The sequence below is a fragment of the Streptomyces sp. NPDC048349 genome (assembly GCF_040651925.1).
In the GTDB taxonomy this organism is placed as follows: domain Bacteria; phylum Actinomycetota; class Actinomycetes; order Streptomycetales; family Streptomycetaceae; genus Streptomyces.
The window spans coordinates 1-20,547 of sequence record NZ_JBEZLA010000092.1 but is presented as its reverse complement, the minus strand read 5'-3'; the positions used below and the strand labels follow the sequence as shown (position 1 = coordinate 20,547).

Below are 20,547 nucleotides of genomic sequence, written 5' to 3'. Positions count from 1 at the left end.
GTGGTGGCGAGGCGGTAGGAGTCGGTGCCGGTTTCGATGATGTTGCCGCCGAAGGTGAGGCGGTCGACGATCGCAGCGCAAAGACGCGGGTCGGTGAAGGTCTTCGTCCAGCCGGAGAACGACTCGTTCGAGGCGATGGCCACGCTGTTCTTTTCCTCCCGTTCGGTCAAAACCTGGAAGAGGAGTTCGGCGCCGCGGCGGTCGAGTTCCATGTAGCCGAGCTCGTCAATACACAAAAGATCGACGCGGCCGTAGCGGGCGGCCCATCCGCGACGGAACCAGCAACGGAGCGATCACCGCCCACGACTCATCAGTCAGCTCATGACGACGCACCACGAACGGACCAACGACCAACCCACTTTGCGGACACGCCTTAGCGGACCTCCGTGAGTCGACTTACGGAGCCAGGAAGCAGACTCGCGTGCCCCTGATCAGCTCGCTAAGTCCACGCCCAGCTCGGTAGGTGCTTCGAGCTGGTCGGTGTCGAGCCGGTTGCGCCGCGGCTTCCCCGTCGGGGAGGTGTTCGAGGTGGGACCGACCCCGGAGTACCGGCGGCTTTCCTGAGCCGCTCAATTCGTCAGTGCCGCCACGGCCCTCGCGTCCTCGGAGTCGAACACCACAGCGGTGCTGGCATCGACGTCCACAACCTCGGGCACCGCCGTGGCCGAGACATTCCTTGCGCGCCCTGGCTGCATGAGGGCCCGGAGATCACCTGTCCTGGTGCGGTTGAGGAGCTTGGCGGTCGACTGGGAAAGGCGTCGGTCCCCGAGACCAATGAGGTCTCGGGGACCGATGTCAACCACGGTCGGCCGCATTTCACCACGTTGTGGTATTCGGGGGCCGCGATTGTTGTGGCGGGCTGCTAGAAGATTCCGGTGGTGGTGGTGCTCCAGTTGGTGTCGCCGACCTTGAGCGGTGTTCTGTGACCGGTCTGGGTGCCTGGGTAGAAGAGGAGGCAGCCGGTTGGGCACGTGGTGGTTTTGATCGTGCCAGTGCCATCGTCGTAGGTGACGGTTTGGTTCGGGTCGGCTGGGGTGGTGGCCCAGAGGTCGGCGAGGTCGTCACCCGTTTTGGGCTGGAATTCACGGTAGTAGATGGTGATGCCGTCGTCATTGACGCTCTTCGTGACGACGGTCCCCTGGGCGTTCCCGTTTGACGTGATCAGGGGGCGGGAGGTGGTTTGCCAGCCTCCGCTGCCGAAGACGGTGCGTGCGCCGAGACTGAATTTTCCGTCTGTGATCTTGCCGGGGTAGAGGTAGGCGGTTCCGTCGGCCTTGTTGCGGGCGACGATGTCCTTGATCCCGTCATGGTTTTGGTCGCTGGCGGCGAGGATGTTGTAGTACTTCCATTGCGTGCCGGTGCTGGTGTAGTTGGCCTGCTGCACGTCGAAGGGCTCGGTCTGGTCGGCGCCTCCACCGGCTACGGTGCGGCCGGAATAGATGCGCAGGCGTGAATCGGTGCAGGCGTCGTCGACACATACGAGAACGACGAGGTCGTTGCCGTCGGCGAAGCCGGCGTCGGCGCGTTGGTCTATGTCTCCGGGCATGACCATCTGCAGGAGCCGGTTCCAGCCCTGGGTGCCGAAATCGGAAGGCGGCGCGATGGCCTGGCGGGTCCACCACAGCGCGCCTCCTCTGCCGGTGCCGGGGTAGAGGTAGAGGCTGCCGTTTGTCAGGCGCACGACAGAGTCTTCGTAGCCATCGGGTGGCGCGGTGGGGCTGGTGAGATTGGTGAAGTCTCCGCCGTGGGCAATGAGAGCGTTGGCCCAGTTCCTGAAGCCGACGGTGTAGGGGGTGAGCTTGCCCGTGCCGTCGCCGGCGTGGAATCGGAGTTCGGCGTTGGTGTCGGTGCTGGTGGCGTACATGTCGCTGTAGCCATCGCCGTTGAGGTCGCCGAGGAGGTCATGGGTGGCGGGCTTGGTCAGTGGGCTCTGGCCTGCGGCGTAGACGAAGGCGGCGCGGGATGTTTTGATCACGGTGCTGTCGGCGTCGCCGTCGACCGGTGAGTGGTTGCCTGCCTTGTCGTAGGCGAGGACGTGGAGCTTGCTCTGGGGGTAGCCGGTGGGGACGATTTCGATGACCGTCTCGGTGGCTCCCGCGGCGAGGGGAATCCAGGCGTCTGTGCAACCACTGCTCGAGACTGAGACCGGGCGGTCGAGGGCCCAGCAGAAGCCGGCTAGGTCGGGGACAGCGTTCTTGAGTTTCAGGCGGAGCTTGGTACGGGCCTGATGGACGGTCAGTGCGCTGCCGTCCTCCTTGGTGACCGTGACGGGGCTGGTGGGCCCGGTCTTGTCGACGCTGAAGGCGCAATCGGCCGTGTAGGGGCTGTCGGGTCCCTCGCCGTCCTTTGCCCGGACCTTCCATTTGTAGCTGCCGGTGGGAAGATTGTTCGCGAGAACGGTGGCGGTTGCTGTACCGCCGCTGGCCACGTTGGTGACGTAGGAGACAGGTACGGCGGCGCCTGCGGCGGTGGTGACCACGAATTCGGGATAGACGGTGCCGCCGTCCCTGTCGAGGAGGGTGGCAGTCAAGGCGAGGCCGCTGTTGCCGATGGTGGCCCCGCAGGGCACGGGCTTGTTGCCCTCTCCCGACGGGGACCAGCTGCCTTCGTAGGCCCCGCTTGCGGTCACCTCCGCCGGGAAGTTGTAGGTGACCTCGAGGACGGGGTTGTTGCGCAGGCGCTTGTAGCTGTTGACGTTGCCGAGGTAGGAGTTCGGAACGCGCAGGCCGAAGACGAGAGGGTCCCAGCCTTCCTGGACGTAGGAGGTCAGGGCGGAGGACTTGAAGTCGTAGCCTTCGACGCCGGGGCAGTAGGTGGGGTTGCCGTGTGCGAAGTTGCCTTGGGCCAGTTTGTAGCCCCAGTAGTTGCCTCGCGTGTTCCAGGTCGGGGTGGTGGTGATGTCCTGGGAGGTCCATAGTTCAGTGGGGCCGGCCGCTGAGGCGTCGCAGCCCCAGGAGTGGGTCTGCTCGACGGCGAAGGTGGCATCGAGGATCGTGGCGCCCTTGAGCCCGTGGGTGTTCATGGCGAAGAACGACTGGGTGTCGCCGGTCCCGTTGTATCCGACGCGGGGCTCGTCCGCGGGGTTGCTGGAGTTCCAGCCGGAGCCCCACGGATAGTCGGCGTTCGGGGTTGCCGAGTACACCACCGCCCACTTCTCGGTGTAGCCGCCGGTGAAGATGGGGTCGATGACCAGCGGAAACTGCGTAGCCGAGGACAGCAGAGCGGCGTCGGGCGTCAGCGTGAGCGTGTTTCCGGTGACGTCCGCACCGACGGGGGCCTGCTGAGGCTCGGTCGCCGTCTCCTCGGCGGCGACGGCGGCGGTGGAGAACATGGCCGAGGACCTGGTGCTCTGCGCTGCCGGGGCAGCGGGTTCACTGCTGGCGGGCTGCTCCCACATCTTGGGGGTGGGGGCGCTGAAGACGATGTTGCCGGCGGCATCCTTGGCCAGGAGCCGGTCACTGTGGTCTTCGTCGAGGGTCACACCCTCGGAAGTGACACCGAGCTTGATGGTCTTCAGGGCCGGGTTGGCGGCGGCCTCGGGGGTGGTGACGAGGAGGTGCTGGGCGAAGCCGTTGACCTCGGCTATCAGCTTGAGGTCGACGCCGGGCAGCACTGATTTGTAGAGCGCGGTGTTCCCTCCCACCACCGGCTCCGGGAGCGTGCCAGGCCAGGACAGAGCCAGCTTCTTGCCGCCGCGGTCCATCGCGACCAGCGGGCCGTCTCCGCCCCGGGAGAAGGCGATGCCGAAGGAAGAGGTCGGGCCGAGTGTTCCGTCCTCCTGCTGGGTGAGCGTGGGGTCGGTCTTGCGCCACACGGATTTGTGGCGTGTCCAGATGGGCAGTGTGGACTGCCGCAACGTCAGGTTTCCATCGGGGTTCGCGTAGGTCTCGGAGTATTCGGTGCGGCGGTCGATGATCTCAACGCGCTGGCCCGAGGTCTTGGCGAGGCTGTAGGCCCTCACCTCCGATGCGGCTTGTGGCGTGCCCTCTGTGCCGGCTGCTGTCTGTTCGGTGGCTGTGGCGGTCTCGGGGGTGGTGATCACGCTCAGGGCGGTGAGCGGGAAGGCGAGGGCCAGCAGGGCGGCCAGCGGGCGGGTCAGGCCGTGGCCGGCTCTTCGGTGGTTCATGAGTTCTTGGTCTCTCTGAAAAAACGTCAAGGCTGTGAGTCAGCGCAGCGTAAGCGAAGGAATTCACATCCGCATAGACGGACCTGCCGCACGACATTTCTGTCGGGACCATGACATCCGGAATGCTCCGTTTCGCATCGCTCGATGATGTTTTCCCAGGTCAGATGTGTCGAAGTCGACTCTTGCGCGAAGTGTCCAGGGCGTGTTGGCTGCGGTTTTATCTGTCTTTTATTCCCTTGGGGGGTTTGCTGTGTCCATCCGGTCGGGCCTGATGCCCGAAATGTATGGAGGTGGTCGCTTTCGCAGAAAGCGTCGGCTCCGTACCGGAATTGTCGGTGCGACAGCCGTCGCCCTCTCCGTCTCCCTGCTCACCGGGCCGGCTTGGGCGGGGCCTGCGGAGTACAAACCCCGAGACACCCAGAAGACGCCTTCCGTCGCGGGCAAGAACCTCAAGCCCCAAGGCAAGAAGGCTCCCGCTGCGGTTTCCTCCTGGAAGCCCTCGAAGATGACGTGGCCCGCTGGTGGCACGGCAGAGGTGACCCTGTCGTCCGCCGCGCCGCTGGCCGACGCCAGCCCCTACAGCGGGGCGCAGGCGAAACTGCCGGTGCGCGTCACGAAGCCGGCGAAGCCCTCGCTCTTCCTGCGGTCCGACGCAGCGAGCGACTCATCAGGTCCGGAACGGGTCAAAGTCACCGTCGCGGACCGCAAAACGGCCCAGAAAGCTGGCATCGACGGCCTCCTGCTGTCCGTGCAGCGCAAGGACAGCCGTATCTCCGGCGGCCGAGTTCAGGTCGAGGTCGACTACTCCAAGATCAGGGACGCCTACGGCGCGAACTGGGCCTCCTCGCTGCACCTCGTCCAGCTGCCGGCCTGTGCGCTGACGACGCCCTCGAAGCCCGAGTGCCTCAAGAGCTCTTCCGTCCCGACACACAACCACCAGAGCGCCGCAACGCTGACGGCCGATGTGGACTTGGCGGACACCACATCGGCCCAGGACGGCGAGTCGGCCGCCGTGGCAGCGGCGGGCGACATGACCGTTCTGGCTGCTGTGGCCAGTGCCGACGGGCCCGAGGGCACCTTCAAGGCGACCTCCCTCGCCGCATCGGGTTCGTGGTCGGCAGGCGGGAACTCCGGCGGCTTCGGCTGGAACGTTCCGATCACAGTTCCTCCAGTGCCCGGTGGCCTCGCGCCCAAGGTGAGCTTCTCCTACAGCTCCTCCGCGGTCGATGGCCGCACCGGCTCCACCAACAACCAGTCGTCCTGGATTGGTGAGGGCTGGCAGTACAGTCCTGGGTTCATTGAACGCAGCTACGCATCCTGTGAGAACGACAAACAGGGCGGCAACAACACAGAGAACGTCGGCGACCTCTGCTGGAAGTCAGAGAACGCGACCATGTCCCTGAACGGCTCGAGCACCGAGCTGCTCTGGGACGCGGGCAAGGGCCTCTGGAAGCTGGCGAACGACGACGGTTCCCGTGTCGAGCGGATCTACGATTCCTCTGGCAACAACTCCGGGGATGAGGACTCCGAGTACTGGCGGATCACCACCACCGACGGCACTCAGTACTGGTTCGGCAAGAACCGCCTTCCGGGCTGGAGCGCAGGCAAGGAGGAGACGTCCTCGGTCAACGCCGTCCCGGTCTTCGGCAACCACGTAGGCGAGCCCGGCCGCGGGGCCGACTTTGCCTCTTCCAGCCGGATGCAGGGCTGGAGGTGGAACCTCGACTACGTCGTCGACCCGCACGGCAACGCCATGGCCATGTACTACACCAAGTACACCGGCTACTACGCCAAGAACATGAAGATCGACACGCCGGTCGCCTACACGCGCGACAGCACCCTGCGCCGGATCTCCTACGGTCTGCGTGACGGACAGGTGTACTCCACCGCCAAGGCTGCCGGTCAGGTCAACTTCTGGGTCTCCGACCGGTGCATGGCCACCACCTGCATCCTTGATGCGGACCACGCCAATGACTGGACCGACGTCCCCGTACACCTGGAGTGCAAGACCGGTCAGCAGTGCCTGCAGGGCTCGCCCACCTTCTGGTCGACCAAGCGCCTGACCTCCATCGATACCTACGCCCTGGTGGGCACTGCTCACGTTGGTGTGGACAACTGGACGCTGACGCAGTCCTACCCACCCACCGGTGACACCACCAAGCCCGCCCTGTGGCTCGATTCCGTCCAGCGCACCGCGAAGGCCGGCACGCTCACAGACATCCCCGGCGTCGACAAGACCGTCTTCACCGGCACGCCCATGGCCAACCGCGTGGACAAAGCCGACGGCCGGCCGCCGATCAACAAGCGCCGCATCACACAGATCACCAACGCGACCGGCGGCACCACCCTCGTCAGCTACACCGATCAGGAGTGCAGCCCCAGCAACCTGCCCACTGCGGACGACACCAACACCAAGCGCTGCTACCCCTCCTGGTGGACCCGCGACGGAGGCACCGAAGAGGTCAAGGACTACTTCCACAAGTACCTGGTCGCCGCGATCGAGGAGAGCGACACCACCGCCGGGACTGGATCACCCTCCAAGACCACCACCTACGTCTACCCCGGCTCCCCGAACTGGCGGCGTGACCAGTCCGAATTCACTCTCGACAAGCACCGCACCTGGGGCGATTACCGCGGCTACCGCACGGTCCGCACCCTAACGGGCACGACCAACCGGGTCAGGACCGAGACCGACTACTACACCGGCATGGCCGGCGACACACTCGCCAACGGCACCCTACGTACAGTGGTGACGATCAACGGCGTCACCGACCGGCGTGACTTCACCGGCACGGTTTCCGAGACCCGCACGTACAGCTCCGAAACCGGTGCTGCTGTCGAGAAGACCACGCAGACTCCCTGGGTGTCCAAGGACAACGCCACGCAACCTGTCGTCGGCATAACCGACCCTGACAAGCCCGGCACTGCGGCGCCCACCCTCGAGTCCAAGAGAGCCCGTTTCTCCGGAACCACCACTACGGTGACCAGCAAACTCCTTGCGGACGGCACCTGGCGCAACAGCACCACCCAACGCACCTACGACGAGACATACGGCCTCATCCTCACTGAAGGTGACGACGGGGCGAACGAAGTCGAGGCCGTGTGCACAGTCAACGAATACGTAACGCCCAACACTACGAACTGGCTGATCGCCTACCCGAGCAAGGTAACCAAAACGTCGGCCAAGCCATGCACGAGCACGGTCGCTCTTTCGTCCGTCACCGGCGCAAGCCGCATGTCGTACGACGCCCAGGCGGTCGGCACTGCCCCCAAGCCTGGCATGGCGAACATCAGCAAGGCCGAGCAGGCATTCAAGCTTGACGCAGCCAACCAGCTTGTGTGGGAGACGACCGGACAGAACACTCACGATCAGTACGGACGCGTGCTGACCTCCACAGGCCAGGACCTCAAGACCAGCGCTACGGCCTATACCCCGGCCACCGGCGCCCAGCCAACCAGCATGACAGTCACCAATGCCAAGAACCACACGACCACTAGCGTCTATGACGGTCTGCGGGGGCTGTTGCTGACGGTCACGGACGCCAACAACCGCACCACCACCTCCGAGTACGACGCCATGGGCCGCCTGGTCAAGGGCTGGGCCGCCGGACGCGCCACCAGCGAGCAGCCCAACGTCACCTTCACCTACAACCTCTCTCCGACCGCCCCCTCGACCGTCACCACGAAGAGACTCCACGAGAACGGCACCTGGGGCACGACCGTCACCCTCTACGACTCCCAGCTGCGCGAACGCCAAACCCAGGCCGACGCCACCGGCGTCGTCGGGCGGCACATCAGCGACACCTTCTACGACGACCATGGCCGCGTCTGGCGGACCAATGCGCCCTACTACAACAATCAGCCCACCGGGACGACGATGCTAGTCGTCCCTGACAACCAGATCCCCAGCACCACCGAGAACCGCTACGATTCCCGCAGCCGGGTGACCGACACCCTCCTGCTCACCCTCAACAACGAAAAATGGCGCACGACATCCACCTACGGCCCTAACTGGCAGGCCATCGTCCCGCCGCAGGGAGGGACAGCCACCCTCACCATCGCCGATGCCCGGGGACGCATTAGCGAACGCCGCGACTACAAGGACCGCAACCCCCTCATCGGCGCCGCGGCAACCCAGTACGAGAAGCATTCCTACGTGTACGACGGCGCTGGGCGGCTTTCCAAGGTGACCGACACCTCTGGCCGCAATGCTTGGAGCTACAGCTACGACCTGCGCGGCCGACAGACCCAGACCACCGACCCAGACAAGGGCAAGGTCACCACGTCTTACGGCGCCGACGGCCGCGCCCAGAGCGTCACTGACGCCCGCGGCGTTACTCTGGCGACGACTTACGACGAACTCGGCCGCAAGACCAGCCTGCGCAAGGGCGACGTGGTCGGCATGAAACTCGCCGAGTGGACGTACGACACTGTCTCCGGTGGCAAGTCGCTGCCCGCTACTTCTACCCGGTACGACGGCACCGCCGCCTACACCAGCACGATTACCGGGTACGACAACGCAGGTGCCACCACAGGGCTGACGGTCACCATCCCGTCCGTTATAGGTGAGGAGAACCTAGCTGGCACGTACACGGTGGCCAACACTGCAACCCCCGTCAACGGGCTTCCAGCTACGGCCACCTATAGCACCACCAACGCCAGCGCCGCCCTTGCCCTGCCCGCCGAGACCGTCACCCACAGGTACGGCGCCCAGGACAAGCTCGCCATCATCGAGAGCGATCTGAACCAGGCTTACCTGCGCGGAGCCGCCTACACCGAGTTCGGAGACCTTGCGCAGGCTCAACTCGGCAACTCCGGCACTCTGGTTACCCAGACCCTCACCTACGACAGCGCCACCCGGCGCCTGCTCACCTCTGTTACCGACCGCGACGCCACCGGCCCTAGTGAACTCTCCAACATCAAGTACACCTATGACCCCGTCGGCAACATCACCCGAATCCTTGACGACCAGAACGACCGCACCATCAAGGATGACCAGTGCTTCGCCTACGACTGGGCCCGGCGGCTCACCGAAGCGTGGACCTCTGGCGACAACTGCAGCACGAAGCCCGCGGGCGGCGCTGGGACACCCGTCCTCGGCAGCGTAGACCCCTACTGGACCAGCTGGACCTTCACCAACACCGGCCAGCGCGCCACCGAAAAGCAGCACACGGCCGGACCCATCACTGCGGACACAACCCGCACCTACAGCTACCCGACCACAGTCGGCGCGGCCCAGGCCCACGCAGTCCGCAGCGTCACCGCCACAGGTGGCGCCACCGGTAGCGACACCTACGCCTACGACGCTGCCGGCAACATGACAACGAAGACTCCGGCCGCCGGCAACACCCAGACCATGACATGGAACGACGAAGGGAAGCTCGCCTCCTCCACCATCGCCGGGCTTACCACGTCGTTCCTCTACGACAGCAACGGCACTCGCATCCTCAAGCGGGAACCCGCCACGACGACGCTCTATCTCCCCGGAGGACAAGAGCTTGTCCTCAACAAGACGACTAAGGCGCTTTCCGGAACCCGCTACTACAACATGCCCAGCGGCACCGCCATGCGCACCAGCGCCGACGGCCGCGTCCGCTTCCTCACCGCCGACCACCACGGCACCAACACCCTCTCCATCGCCGCTTCCACCCTCACCTTCAACCGCCGCAAGCAACTTCCCTACGGCGCCGAGCGCGGCGCACCTCCCGCCGCCTGGCCAAGCCAGAAGGGCTTCGTCGGCGGCGATATCGACAAAACCACCAACCTGACCCACATCGGCGCACGCGACTACGACACCAAACTCGGCCAGTTCATCAGCGTCGACCCGCTGCTCGACCCGAATGACCTGCAGTCCGTCAACGGCTATGGCTACTCCAACAACAACCCCGTCACCTTCACCGACCCCACTGGCCTGGCCCTCGAAGAGTGCGCCAGCGGCATGTACAAGTGCTCAAACAAGGGCACGAAGATCGAGGGCGACGGACCCAAGTACAAGCAAATCGTCGCCGAAAACCAAGCCAACCAGCAGTGGCAGAGAAACAACGTCAAGAACTGGCTGATCGGGCAACCCGGCTACGCAGTCACCGAGCTGCCGAGCAAGCGCACCGTTGTAACCGTTCTTCGCATGCTGCCAAGCATTTTGAGCGAATTGAAAGACTCGGGAATCACGCCCAACTGGGACAAACTCTTCCCACGGCCTGACGAAGTGAGCAAGGAAGAATGGGATGCCGCTATTTCTCATTGTGTGGCCACTTCTGGGATGGGCGCGATCGACTGCATGAAGCTCCCTGTCTTCATCGCCGACGGTAAAATAACCCCTGAGATAGCCATCAACGACCAATCCGCCATTGACGCCGGCCACCCCAATGTTTTGCATCGACAGATCGGCGAAGCCAAGAAGAATATGAACCGCTGGTGGTCAGGCTGCAACGACTGGAAGAAGCAAGGTGGCGTCCGATCCTGTGATGAATATCCATTCGCCACAACCAAAGAAGGTGGCATAGGCGCGCAGATTAGGGATGTTCCCGTAAGTGAGCAAAACAAACAGGGAGGCGATCTAGGAGGATTCTATCGCAGCAATAAACTCAAGGACGGTGACCCATTCATGGTGGTGGTGATCAATGTCCGCATAGAAAATGGGGTCTACGTCGCAGGGTAGATAATCCTGCATTCTGCGTCGAGTAGCGATCACTAATCCTGATGGACGTGCATGGGATGCAGGACGCCGAATCTGGTGTCCTGCATCCCGCGCTCTTCCCGGCTAGCATCTTCCTGCCAGCGCCTCCGACAGCCATCGGAGGGCGCAACCGTAGGGAATCCTGAACCTCGTGCGGATCGATGCCTTCGGCCTGCACCTTCGAAACCATCCAGTCAAGGAGCCCAGCCACATGAGAACCCTCCCAGTTGTAACCGACCCCCTTGAATCCGGCGCGGTGATCATTCGGACCGACTATCAGAACGAGGAGGCATGGCAACTTGTCGTGGCGGAAATCGATCAACCATGGGGAGGGGTCGATGCCCACGAGCCAGTCTTCACCATCGTCAACGACCCCGCCTGGGCGGGTGCCACCGTCGACGAGATTCGAGAGGTGGCCTCCTCGGATGAAGAGTTGAGCGTGGTATTCATTGTCGACCGCCTCGCCGTACATTCAGACAATCATGCACTTTTGGCGGTGAATACGAGCAATTGGGAAGATGATGAATACGGCGCGGACGCTATCGAGCGGGACCGAGAATTCCGCACTACCCCCGCAGGAGTTCACCACGTGCAGGCCAATCTGGCGGTCGGCAATTTGGCTTTCCAAGAGTACGCGGATTGGGCCCAAGAATTCCCCGAAGGAATCCTCCGGCCTGAGTAACTCGGAATGAACCACGAAAGCGTTATCGCAGGCCTGGGGTGAAGCGACGCGGCGGACCAATTTTCGCATTGCGTCTCACTGGCCTGCGGCCTCATCTGCTGGAAGGCGCCTCAAGAAGCACCAACCGTGATCATGGTGCGAGCTCTAAAGGGTCTTGCAGAAGGCTTCTTCGGGGTATTTTCCCGTATCGGTGGGGTGTTGCGGGCTGAGTCGTTTTGGGCGGAGACGTTTACGCGTTTGCGAATGGACCGGTTCGCGAGGCTGGTGAAGTGGTGCGGGAGCGGGTCGGGAAGGAGCCCGGGGGTGGCCGGCCGTGGTGTCAGCCGCTGGCGGACCGCGTACTGGTTGTGGCTGTGTACTACCGGACGAATCTCACGATGCGGCAGCTCGCGCCACACTCGCACGCTCCCCGGCGCGCCCGGGGGCGGCCGGTGCCGACGGCACCGGCCATGCCCACCCCCAGTGGGATCCGGCCGCCGGGCAAGCCTGAGCCGCAGGGGAGCCTGGGCGAGGTGAGTGAGGCACCCTGTGTCCGGTGTCGATATCCGGTACCACGAAGGGTCCGCCCCTCAGCCATGCCCCTCTCCCATCTGCAATGCGGGGATGAGGGCGGCGGCCGCGTCGCAGTCGTGGCATGCGTCGACACCGGGCCGCATCGGGGCGTCCAAAGCCTCCTCGGTCCGCAGTTCCGTGCCCGACCCTTTCCTATGGCGGCAAGTGCTCTCATGGAGGACCGACCGGCGCCGCCGGCCGTGCACGGGGCGCAGCACCGACCCCCACGTCTCTGGCTCCGGCGGCAGTACCGGCAGGGCGTGGCTCGGGATCGCGTCGTAGGCGACGCACCGGTACGTGCTGTGACCGGCAACGTTTGCCGGGTTGCTCGTTGTGCTTGTTGGAAGTGTTGACTCCAGCAGCATTTGGGCGGGTGTGGCACCACCGGCAAGGCGTGGCGGCGTGACACCGCCATACTCGGTGCGGGAAAGAGAGGGTGGCCCCAGGTGAGCAGTACGGTGGTTCCGTTGGTGATCGCGTTCCTGGGTATCGTCGGCACGCTCGCATCAGGGCTCATGACGCAGCGGCTCGCAGAGAAGGTCAAGTCCAAGGAGCTGGACCATTCCGAGCAGCAGCGCGCTGAGGAGCGGCAGTACGAGACGAAGCGCGCGACGGTGGAGGCCCTCCGGACGTGCTACATCACACTGAACACCGCCTCTCTGGACTACCACTCTGAGCTGAACCACTTCTGGCACGCGCTCCGGGATGGGCGCGTCACCGACGACTTGAGGTCACGTCTCGACGACGCGCGGCGCGAGCACCGTGCGAGGTATTCCGAGGCGCAGATGCGGGTCCCGGACGACGTGCTCGCTACCGTCGACAGGGTCCATCGCGGGCTCAACTGGATGTATGGGGTATTCAAGCGTCTCGACAGCGGCTTCCCGCCGCACCTGGAGGGCGAGTCCCTGGAGGAGGTGCACACTGAGATCGTGGCGTTCTGGGACCAGCTCAGCGAGATGCGCCAGATCATGCGACGGAGTATCGGCGTCCCTCCGGACACGGACCAGTTGTAGTGCTGTCACCGGGAACTTGCCGGGTCGGGTGGTCAGGCCGCGGCTGGTAGTGGTCTGCCGCCCCAGCGGACGCCTTTCTCGCTTCGGATGCGGGCGCGTTCGCGTCGTTGGGCGGCGAGGACATCTGGGTGGCGGGCATTCTGGTTGCGCCAGCGCAGGTAGGCGTGCAGGGCCCGGGTCTGGACGGTGTGGTTGGGATGGTGTGAGTTAGCCAGGGTGAACTGCCGCAGCGGCCCGAAGTGGGCCTCAATGGGGTTCGCCCAGGACGCGTAGGTCGGCGTGAAGCACAACTCGACCTTGTTCCGGTCCGCCCACCTGCGGATTCTCCAGTTTAGGTGGGCAGAGAGGTTGTCGAGGATCACGTAGATCGGGGCGCCGTCCGGGCGAGCGGCGCGGATCGATCGCAGGGCGGCCCATGTGTGGTCAATGCCTTTGCGTCTTCGGTTGATGCCCCACAGCTTGTCGTCGCCGACCGAGTAGCAGCCGTGGAAGTAGGTGATGCCGTGGGTGCGGCGGAAGGTGGCCGGCAGCCGGTCGGGCCTGCCCTGCTTCTTCCAGCAGGATCCGGCGGTGGGCCGGATGCCGAGGGGGCCGAACTCGTCGAAGGCGAAGGTGCGGTCGGGCCGTTCGTTGATCGCGTACTCGATCCTGGCGAGCTTGGCATCGAAGGCCGGGTCCGGGGACTCCTTCCAGGTCTTCGTGCGCTGGAAGGAGATCTCCCGGCGGGCCAGCAGGCAGCGAAGGGCTTCCCGGCCGATCCGGACGGGCCGGGAAATGTTGCGCCGCAGGTGATCGGCGAGTTTGCGGACCGACCAGCGGGTGAAGGGCTTGCCCAGCAGGGTTGGGCGGGTGGTGGCCGTCTGGACGACGAAGTCCTCGTCGTCACGATTCAGCAGGCGGGGACGGCCTCCCGCCCACCGAGGGTTGAGGCATGCGAGCCCGATCTCGTTGAAGCGGTGGATCACGTCGCGGACGGTGTCTTCGTCCGCCTGGACCAGCCGCGCGATCACCGGGACCGTGCTGCCACCAGCGGAGGCCAGCAGCATCATCGCCCGCCTGAACCGCACCGAGCTGGTGCTGCCTCGCCGAACGATGTGCTGCAGCTTCTGCCCCTCCTGCTCGGTCAGCCCGCGGGCCCTGACCGGTAACCCCATCCCGCCTCCCCATGCCAGTCGAAGTCGTCACATCCGACCAGCACAACGAGCAACCCGGCAAACGTTCCCGGTCACAGCACCGTTCGGTGCCCACGCGGACCTCACGGCTGATGACTTGCTCCAGGTCGTCGAGGTGGTCGCACAGCTGGCGCATGACCGCGTCGGGGAGGTCCTTGCCGGCCTCGGTGTCCTCGGGCTCATCCGGGGTGTCTTCCCGCTGCAGGCGGAAGTCGGTGGGCAGGCCTGCCATCGGCTGTCCGGGATGAGTCAGCCCCAGGGTGCGGATGCGGGTCTGCACGAGCGCGACGTTGCGAACGACCTTGCTGCGTGTCCGGGCGCTGATCCTGCCGGTCTCGGTCAGGAACGCGAGCCGGTTGCAGAAGGCGACGATGTCCCGGCGGTGCAGATCTGGCGGGTGGATCCCGCCGTCCTCGCGCTGCAGCCGTAGGCTCTCCGACAGCAGGGGATTGTCTGGGGGAGACGGCGTGGCGCGAGGCAGACGAAGGTCGGCTTGTGCAGCTCAGCGCGCGGACCGCCAGCGCCAGTCGCTGCAACAGGTGTGGTGCATCGCCGGTTCGAGTACTCGAAGAACGGTGGGGCGGGGTGCGGTACGGGCCACGGCGCGGTGGGGCCGCGACAGGACCCCTGTGCCGGTCGCGGCCCCACCGCTTCGAGGAGCCGTCGGCTGGATCAGCCGCCGGTGTTCGAGCCCCGTGAGCCCGCCCCGCCCGCCGACGGAGGGTTACGGGCCGTCAGAAGTCGTGGCCCCGGCCGGATATGGCCGAGGCGCTCTTGTGCGCCGGTCCTACGCTGGAGGCATGGCCACCGATCCCTTGTTGAGACAAGGCCCCGACTCGACGGATCTGGTCCTGCGCACCGGCCCGACGGGGCCGGTGTGGAACGCGCTGATCTCGGCGGGGCTGGCGCTGCTCACTCCGCTCGTCCTGGGCGCGCCGACTCTGGTCGTCGCCTTCTGGATGGCGCTGGCCGGGGCGCGGGCGTCGACCGTGTTCGTGGTGGTGGGGGTGATCGCCGGGCTGGAGTACCTGATCGGCTGGCCGGCGCTGGCCTTTTCCCGGGCCCGGGACATCCTGCGGGTGGAGTTCGCGCCGGCCAGCGTGCCCGCGTCGCTGCGGCTGGTCCGCGCCGCCGGGCCGGACGCCTGGCTGCCCGTCAAGGCCCTGCGCCAGGTGCGGCTGACGCACAAGGTGGTAGAGCCGTACCAGGGGGACTACAAGCCGGCCGTCTCCACGCTCGCGCTGGGACTCCTCCTCCGGGGCGCCCCGGAGCGGCTCGAGCTCCCGTTCGGCGGCGACCCGCAGCGGCTCGCCGACGCGTTGGAGGCTCTGCTCGGCCCGGCTGGGGTCGTGGTGGTGCTGCGCACCGAGCGCAGCACGCGCGATCGGCCGCAGCCAAACTCCCGCTGGACCTCCGGAGGTTCGGCCTCGGTCGGCTCGGGTGCCGGCTAACCCCGGGCTGCCCGTGGCGCCCGGCCGGGAGCACCCGTCGATGCAACCGGCGGCAGGTGGTGTGGGGCAGCCTGCCGCGATTCCGGCGCGTTGAGCCGCCCGGTCGACTTTGCGGGAGCCGGCGCTGCTGCTCCTGGCTGAGCCGGCCGAAGTCGCGGCGCTGTGCGGCCAGCCACCGGCTGGCTTGGTACACGAGGAGCGACGTCGTTTTGACACCACATTGGCAGTCGCACGCTCGCGCGCACAGGTGGCGTTCACAAGAACGGGAGTCAGCTGCCGCGGGCCTTCGCCGGGCGCATCCGTCACTGCCCGGACCGGTTGGTGAGGGCCTGTTGAGAGGCGGTCGGGGGTGCGAACAGTGCCTGGACGGTTTCGGCGGCGGTTTCGCGCAGCCACGTGTGGGCGCGGTCGTCGTCGTAGCGCTGGTGCCACAGCAGGTACAGCGGGACATCGGGCAACGGCAGTGGCAGCGGCAGCGTGACCAGGCCGAGTTGGTCCCGCGCCGTGCGGGTGACCGCGTCGGGAAGGGCGACCACCAGGTCGGTGCTGAGGGCGAGTTGCAGCGCGAAGGCGGCGGTGGGTCCGGCGGCGACGACGCGTCGTTCGAGGCCGCGCGCGGTCAGGGCGTCGTCGATCGGGTCGCGCAGGCTTCCGCGCCGCGAGACGGTGAGGTGTTCGGCGGCCGCGTAGCTCTCGAGGCTCATCGGGCTTTCGGTGAGGGGGTGGCCCGGGCGGACGGCGACGACCAGCCGGTCTCTGCCGACGAGGCGGTGGCGGATATCGGGGAGCGTCGGTCGCCTGGAGCTTGATTCGAGGTCGATCTCACCCCGGCGCAGCTCGGCGTCGTCCGTTCCGGGTTCGGCGGACAGGCGCAGCCGGACACCGGGGGCCTGGCGGTGGACGGCCGTAGTCAGGGCGGTGCCGCAGGCGGCGGTCAGGGCGTCGTGCCAGCGCACGGTGAACACCCGGTCCAGAGCCGCCAGGTCGAGTTCCTGCTGCGCGGAAAGAAGCTGGTGCGCCTGTTGCACGAGGGCGTGGACCTCGGCGCGCATGGCCAGCGCGCGGGTGGTGGGGACCATGCTGCGGCCGGTGCGGACCAGGATCTGATCACCAGTGGCCTTGCGGATGCGGCCCAGGGTGCGGCTCATCGCCGGCGAGGTGACGTGGAGACGTGCTGCGGCGCCGGCGACGCTGCCCTCTTCCAGCAGGGCGTCCAGGGCCGTGAGCAGATTCAAGTCCAGTTGCATGAGAGTAACTTTACAAGTGACAAGCATGCACTTGTTGTCAATGATCGGGCGGCCTACCTTCGAAGTGCGGGGGCGAGACAACCGCCCCCGATCACACCGATCACACCGATCAGGCCGATCCGAACCCGGTCCGACCAACCCCAAGGAGCCCACCATGAGCACAGCCATGCCTTTCGCCGCCGGTACGACGCTCCTCGCCGACGTGACCGCCGCAGTAAAGACCGCCGGCGCCACGCTGCGCGACCGTCACACCCCGCACGCCCGGGGCGTGAGCCTCGACGAGGTCGTCGGCGAGATACACGCCAACGACGACGCGGTGCTGGACGTACTGCGGGAACCGCTGCTGGCGGCCCGGCCGGGGTCTCAGTGGGCCGAGGACGAGCTGGCCGGCGGCGCGCTCCCGGCCGGGGAGTGGTGGGTCGTCGACCCCGCCGAGGGCAACATCAACCACGTCCACGGCATGGACGACTGGGCCGTCACCGCCACCCTGGTCAGCGACAACCAGCCGGTACTCACCGTCGTCCACCTGCCGCTGACCGGCGACACCTACACCGCCGTCGCCGGCGGAGGCGCCCACCTCAACGACCGTCCCCTGACGGTGTCCGCCAAGACCGACCTGGGCGCCGCGCTCGTCGGCACCGGTCAGGCCAAGCCCGGCGAGGACGAGCGCACCTTCCGGCGTATCGGCGACTCCGTCACCGCGATGCTCGTCAACGGCCTGGTCGTACGGGTGTCCGTTCCCGCCACGATGCAGCTCATCCACGTCGCCGCCGGACGCATGGACGCGTTCTGGCAGTTCTCCGACGTCCGCTCCGGCCTGGTCGCCGGCGCCCTGCTGGTCTCCGAGTCCGGCGGCACCGTCACCGACCTGGCCGGCGAACCCTGGAACACCGCCAGCCGCGACTTCCTGACCGCCGCCCCCGGCATCCACGCCGCCGCCCTCAAGGTCCTCTCTCCGATCGCCTGAGCAGACGTACCTACCTGCGACCCGCCCACCCTCCCACTCGATACCGCAAGGAGCACACCGCATGACCCACATCGGCATCCTGGGCGCCGGCCGCGTCGGCGCCAACCTCGCCGGCAAGCTCTCCGCAGCCGGACACCACGTCACCCTCGGCGGCCGCAGCCCCGAGGACCCCGCCGCCCGCACCTCCGCGCCCGCCGCCCCGCGGATCGCCTTCGCCGACCAGCGCACCACCGCCCGCACCGCGGACATCGTGATCAACGCGACACCCGGCGACAGCTCCCTGGACCGCCTCACCGACCTGCGCACCGAACTCGCCGGCAAGATCCTCGTCGACGTCTCCAACGCCACCCGCGACGACGGTGACGGCCTGCCCGGCGACCTGTGCTATCCCGGCAGCAGCCTCGCCGAGAAGCTCCAGGCCGCGCTCCCCGACACCCACGTGGTCAAGACCCTCAACACCATGCTCTTCATGGTCATGACCGCCCCCGACACCCTCGCCACCCCACCGACCGCCTACCTCTCGGGCGATGACGAACACGCGAAGAAGACCGTCACCGGCCTGCTCGGCGACCTCGGCTGGCAGCCCGAACGGATCGAAGACCTCGGCGGCATCACCACGGCCCGCGCCACCGAGGCCATGATCCTTGTCGTGCCCCACATCCTGCGCCGCCACGGCTTCAAGCCCTTCGCCGTCTCCCTCGCCCGCTGACCCCACCAAGACCGGGTGAGACCAAAACAGGTAGCGGCTCGTGCGAGGCAGCTGGGCGCTGGCACGGACAACGCCCGCTGGGCTGCAAGTGACGCCCGAACTCGGTTCTGGCACACATTCCGTGGGAGCGGTGGACGAGTCTCTTCTGATCGGCAGACTGGGGCGATGCGGATAGAGAGCGTGGTCGGGATCCGGGCGGTCCGGCTTGCCGTGACGGTCGGTGCAGTCGTCGTTGCTCCGGTTCTGTTGGTCGCCGGGACGCCGTTGCGGCGCCGCATGTTGCGCTGCTACTACCGTGAGGACGGTCCGGGGCTCGTCAGTAAAAGGGACGGCTGGGTGAGTCCGGGGTACTTCGTCGTCACAAACGTGGTTGTTCGAGCCCTCTGCTGGCCGTCGCAGTACGTACTCCGACGGCTTCGTCCTGCTTGAGCAGGGCCATCATCGGGCGGCGGTGAGGAGTACCCGTTTGCGGAGGAGCGGAAGTTTGTCGCGGCCGAACATCTGGCGTTTGACCATCTTGATGTGGTTGACCCGGCCCTCGACGGGGCCGGAGTTCCACTGGCTGGTCAGGCCTTGGACGACGGCGTCCAGTCCTTCTCCAGGCCGGTGGCGAAAGAGTGGAGGCCGGGAAGTTCCTCGGCTCGCGCGCTGACGACCCAGTCTTTGAGATGCTGGCCGGTGCGGGCGGAGAGGATCTCGGCGAAGCTGCGGACGAGACGGTGGGTCGCAGCCAGTTCCGGGCAACGGGGGAGGACTTCGGTCAGCTGCCGGCCCTCACTCTCCGAGAGCCGGTCGGGGTGACGCATGATCCACCCAGTGACTTGCCGGACCCCTGGCGGCGCGGGCCCGACGACGCGGATGCGACGTCGACGGCGTGGCCGCAGGTAGTCACTGATGATCTGGTAGCTGCCGCGGATCGCCGATTTCACTGGCGCCGCACCCGCCGGTCCCGGCTCGCTCGAGGACGCCCTGACCACCTTCTACATGGCGATCGGCCTCACGCCCCGCCCTCGTACCCTCTTCCCGCCCGGCACCGGCCGCGTCCCGCCGCGCGTACGGGAAGCACTACGCACCCTGGCCGACGGAGGGGGCCTGACCCTGGCCCGCGGCGCGGCGTGGGCTGGACGATCACGGCTACGGGCGTACGCCTGCACGCAGGTTCCACCAGCCAGAACCTCGACGCCCGCGAAGCCGGCGAACTTCAGGCAGCACTGACAGCCTGGCTGTACCACCAGCAGGGGCCGGGTCCCGCCACCGTAGACGATGCCGGGATGGTGGACCGCGTGTGACGGCCCGAACCGTCGCGCATGATGTGGCACCGCTGCTCGCGTGACGCCCGGCCCATCAGGGAGGGCGATCATTCCTGCGGTAAACCTATACACCCGGCTGGCGGATTCGAAGGCCCACACCGTGCACCCATCTGGTGCCGGCCGCTATCCCTACGTCCGTGATCAAAACCGAACCCAAGATCGGCTAGATCGACTCGGCAGCCGCGGGCCGGGAAGAAGCGGAAACCACGGCACCGCAGGTCAAGGTGGTGACCCATGATGGCCAGACCCTATGGACCGGGGTCGTCAGCTTCGGCATCGTCTCCCAGCCGATCGCGCTCTGCACCACGACCGACAGCCACACCATCCGCTTCCACCAGCTCCACCGCGGCACCGCCGACCGGATCCGCAACCGCCGCATCAACGAACGCACCGGCGACGAGGTCGACCTCGGGGAGATCGTCAAGGGCTAATAGGTCAAGCTGCCGCAGCTACAGCCGGCGACCGCTTGCCCTCCGCGGGAGTCTGTGCGGGGTCGCTTCAACACCGGCGTCCGAATCGGCAGGCGGCCGGCTCCGCCACGCTGCCCACCTCGGGGCCTGGTCGCCCTCGACGAGGGGGTCCCGGCGCCCAAGTGGGGTCGGGCTCCCGGGGTCCGCACCCCACACGCGGGGGGATGAGCGG

General features: G+C 66.5%; 14 protein-coding genes and 3 pseudogenes. 9 read left to right on the top strand and 8 right to left on the bottom strand.

Going from position 1 to position 20,547, the window contains the following annotated elements; translation table 11 throughout:
- From AB0D44_RS31960 to AB0D44_RS31945, 4 genes and pseudogenes are all read right to left on the bottom strand, one after another.
- A pseudogene (locus tag AB0D44_RS31960) lies at positions 1-260 on the bottom strand (ATP-binding protein); the annotation flags it as partial.
- Positions 241-354, bottom strand: a pseudogene (locus AB0D44_RS31955) (IS5/IS1182 family transposase); the annotation flags it as partial. The pseudogenes AB0D44_RS31955 and AB0D44_RS31960, both read right to left, overlap by 20 nt.
- Before the next feature lie 215 nt (positions 355-569).
- Positions 570-815 carry a hypothetical protein gene (locus tag AB0D44_RS31950; protein WP_362597615.1) on the bottom strand — a complete coding sequence of 82 codons (246 nt, stop codon included), beginning with the start codon at positions 813-815 and terminating at the stop codon, positions 570-572.
- Between the two features lie 47 nt (positions 816-862).
- A complete protein-coding gene (locus tag AB0D44_RS31945) occupies positions 863-4,126 on the bottom strand; it encodes a hypothetical protein (protein WP_362597612.1) in 3,264 nt (1,087 codons plus the stop codon).
- Positions 4,127-4,376: 250 nt separating this feature from the next.
- On the opposite strand from AB0D44_RS31945, the gene AB0D44_RS31940 reads away from it, so the two are divergent.
- From AB0D44_RS31940 to AB0D44_RS31930, 3 genes and pseudogenes are all read left to right on the top strand, one after another.
- A complete protein-coding gene (locus AB0D44_RS31940) occupies positions 4,377-10,784 on the top strand; it encodes an RHS repeat-associated core domain-containing protein (protein ID WP_362597609.1) in 6,408 nt (2,135 codons plus the stop codon).
- 169 nt (positions 10,785-10,953) lie between these two features.
- The gene (locus AB0D44_RS31935) at positions 10,954-11,484 is read left to right on the top strand and encodes a hypothetical protein (protein WP_362597607.1); all 531 of its coding nucleotides are present in this window, start codon (positions 10,954-10,956) and stop codon (positions 11,482-11,484) included.
- A gap of 243 nt (positions 11,485-11,727) precedes the next feature.
- A pseudogene (locus AB0D44_RS31930) lies at positions 11,728-11,879 on the top strand (IS5/IS1182 family transposase); the annotation flags it as partial.
- A 174-nt stretch (positions 11,880-12,053) separates the two neighbouring features.
- On the opposite strand, the gene AB0D44_RS31925 reads toward AB0D44_RS31930, so the two are convergent.
- Positions 12,054-12,401, bottom strand: coding sequence for a DUF6233 domain-containing protein (locus AB0D44_RS31925; RefSeq protein WP_362597604.1), 348 nt, complete (start codon positions 12,399-12,401; stop codon positions 12,054-12,056).
- Positions 12,402-12,503: 102 nt separating this feature from the next.
- Between AB0D44_RS31925 and AB0D44_RS31920 the strand changes: the two genes are divergently transcribed.
- On the top strand, positions 12,504-13,049 hold the full coding sequence (locus AB0D44_RS31920) for a hypothetical protein (protein WP_362597601.1): 546 nt from the start codon (positions 12,504-12,506) through the stop codon (positions 13,047-13,049).
- Positions 13,050-13,081: 32 nt separating this feature from the next.
- On the opposite strand, the gene AB0D44_RS31915 is transcribed toward AB0D44_RS31920, so the two are convergent.
- Positions 13,082-14,203, bottom strand: coding sequence for an IS630 family transposase (locus tag AB0D44_RS31915; protein WP_362597598.1), 1,122 nt, complete (start codon positions 14,201-14,203; stop codon positions 13,082-13,084).
- Positions 14,204-14,318: 115 nt separating this feature from the next.
- Between AB0D44_RS31915 and AB0D44_RS31910 the strand changes: the two genes are divergently transcribed.
- Both AB0D44_RS31910 and AB0D44_RS31905 read left to right on the top strand, forming a co-directional pair.
- Complete coding sequence (locus AB0D44_RS31910; protein ID WP_362597595.1) at positions 14,319-14,651, top strand: hypothetical protein; 333 nt, start codon at positions 14,319-14,321, stop codon at positions 14,649-14,651.
- A gap of 370 nt (positions 14,652-15,021) precedes the next feature.
- Positions 15,022-15,672 (top strand): hypothetical protein, encoded by a 651-nt coding sequence (locus AB0D44_RS31905; RefSeq protein ID WP_362597592.1) that lies wholly within the window; start codon positions 15,022-15,024, stop codon positions 15,670-15,672.
- Between the two features lie 302 nt (positions 15,673-15,974).
- Here AB0D44_RS31905 and AB0D44_RS31900 read toward each other — a convergent pair whose 3' ends face one another.
- Positions 15,975-16,919, bottom strand: coding sequence for a LysR family transcriptional regulator (locus tag AB0D44_RS31900; RefSeq protein ID WP_362597589.1), 945 nt, complete (start codon positions 16,917-16,919; stop codon positions 15,975-15,977).
- A 154-nt stretch (positions 16,920-17,073) separates the two neighbouring features.
- Between AB0D44_RS31900 and AB0D44_RS31895 the strand changes: the two genes are divergently transcribed.
- Together AB0D44_RS31895 and AB0D44_RS31890 are read left to right on the top strand one after the other, a co-directional pair.
- Positions 17,074-17,886, top strand: a complete 813-nt coding sequence (locus tag AB0D44_RS31895; RefSeq protein WP_362597586.1) for an inositol monophosphatase — start codon at positions 17,074-17,076, stop codon at positions 17,884-17,886.
- Positions 17,887-17,947: 61 nt separating this feature from the next.
- Complete coding sequence (locus tag AB0D44_RS31890; protein ID WP_362597584.1) at positions 17,948-18,595, top strand: NAD(P)-binding domain-containing protein; 648 nt, start codon at positions 17,948-17,950, stop codon at positions 18,593-18,595.
- 566 nt (positions 18,596-19,161) lie between these two features.
- On the opposite strand, the gene AB0D44_RS31885 is transcribed toward AB0D44_RS31890, so the two are convergent.
- Complete coding sequence (locus AB0D44_RS31885) at positions 19,162-19,524, bottom strand: hypothetical protein (protein WP_362597581.1); 363 nt, start codon at positions 19,522-19,524, stop codon at positions 19,162-19,164.
- Positions 19,525-20,132: 608 nt separating this feature from the next.
- Between AB0D44_RS31885 and AB0D44_RS31880 the strand changes: the two genes are divergently transcribed.
- Positions 20,133-20,336: a Ku protein gene (locus tag AB0D44_RS31880; protein WP_362597578.1), complete on the top strand. Its 204-nt coding sequence runs from the start codon at positions 20,133-20,135 to the stop codon at positions 20,334-20,336.
- The last annotated feature ends 211 nt before the right edge of the window (positions 20,337-20,547 follow it).

Excerpts from the sequence above, each read along its gene's own strand:
- AB0D44_RS31950 (WP_362597615.1), bottom strand. The coding sequence starts at position 815 with ATGCGGCCGACCGTGGTTGACATCGGTCCCCGAGACCTCATTGGTCTC.
- AB0D44_RS31945 (WP_362597612.1), bottom strand. The coding sequence starts at position 4,126 with ATGAACCACCGAAGAGCCGGCCACGGCCTGACCCGCCCGCTGGCCGCC.
- AB0D44_RS31925 (WP_362597604.1), bottom strand. The coding sequence starts at position 12,401 with ATGCTGCTGGAGTCAACACTTCCAACAAGCACAACGAGCAACCCGGCA.
- AB0D44_RS31915 (WP_362597598.1), bottom strand. The coding sequence starts at position 14,203 with ATGGGGTTACCGGTCAGGGCCCGCGGGCTGACCGAGCAGGAGGGGCAG.
- AB0D44_RS31905 (WP_362597592.1), top strand. The coding sequence starts at position 15,022 with ATGGCCACCGATCCCTTGTTGAGACAAGGCCCCGACTCGACGGATCTG.
- AB0D44_RS31900 (WP_362597589.1), bottom strand. The coding sequence starts at position 16,919 with ATGCAACTGGACTTGAATCTGCTCACGGCCCTGGACGCCCTGCTGGAA.
- AB0D44_RS31895 (WP_362597586.1), top strand. The coding sequence starts at position 17,074 with ATGAGCACAGCCATGCCTTTCGCCGCCGGTACGACGCTCCTCGCCGAC.
- AB0D44_RS31890 (WP_362597584.1), top strand. The coding sequence starts at position 17,948 with ATGACCCACATCGGCATCCTGGGCGCCGGCCGCGTCGGCGCCAACCTC.